General features: G+C 78.7%; 1 protein-coding gene. It reads right to left on the bottom strand.

Going from position 1 to position 1068, the window contains the following annotated elements; genetic code table 11:
- Positions 1–252: 252 nt before the first annotated feature.
- On the bottom strand, positions 253–1068 hold an 816-nt coding region (locus GTR02_RS21835), incomplete at its 5' end, for a cell division protein FtsQ/DivIB (protein ID WP_166609558.1).

Raw genomic sequence — 1068 nt, 5'->3', positions numbered from 1 at the left:
AGTCCGGGGAGCGCCGCTACCTCTCCGAGGCCTCGATGGCGTTGCTGACCCCACCGGAACCGATCCTCCTGCCCACCCCCGCGCTCCGCGCGGACGGCGACACGACCACGACCCTCGACACGACCACAGCGCTCACGGCATAGTCCGAACCCGCAGCGCTTCACGCGCACGAGCTACACCACTCCACGGGACTCCATCCTCCCCCGACCGGCGCGCAGGGCGGCCGCGGCGACCCGGCCACGCCGGGACGCGTCAGGAGGCGACGGCCGCCGCGTCGGGAGCGGAGACGTCCACGCGCTCCGCGGCGGCCACCTCGGGGTCGGCGAGCAGCCGCTCGAGGACCTCGGCCTTGCGCTGCGGGCGGTCGACACCGCCCCAGACGACCTCCGGCCCGTCGGCCAGCCGCAAGCGGACCGCCTGCGGCGAGGTAGCGGTGATGCCGGCGACCCGCGCGCGCAGCCCGGCCGGGAGCGCCCCGTTGACCGAGAGCGCCGCGAGCAGCGCGTCCGCCCCGGCCGCGTCGACGTCGACGCTGACGAGCGGCACGCCCGGCGGCGCGGAACCGGCGTGCACGAGCACCCGCCCGCGGTCGTCGACGAGGTCGACCCCGCCGGAGGTCACGGGCACCGCCGCGACGGCCTGCCGCTCGTGCACGCGCACCACCAGGGTCGACGGCCACGACCGCGTCACGTCGGTGGAGGCCACGAGCGGGAGCGCGGACACCTCCTCGGCCAGGGACGAGACGTCGACGCCCGCGAGCGGCCGGCCCTCCTGACCGTCGACGAGCGCCCGCACGGCGGCGACGTCGGTGCGCTCCGTCCCGGTGACGCGCACCTGCTCGACCCGCAGCCACGGCGACGCGAGCAGGACCCAGCCCGCGAGGACGGCCAGCACCACGGTCCCCGCGAGGGCCAGGACCGTGCGCTGACCGGGCCGCCACGAGCGGCGGGCCGTCCGGCGGGCCGCCAGCTCGGCGACGCGGGAGGCGGCGGCGCGGCGGCCCTCCTGGGCGGCGGAGCGGGACCCGCCGTCGCGGGGCTGGGGGGAGCGCGAGCCCGGGGTGCGCGG

This window comes from Kineococcus siccus, from assembly GCF_009906795.1.
Classification (GTDB): Bacteria; Actinomycetota; Actinomycetes; order Actinomycetales; family Kineococcaceae; genus Kineococcus; species Kineococcus siccus.
Note: the sequence above shows the minus strand (reverse complement) of the source record. Positions and strands in the feature narration are given on the sequence as shown.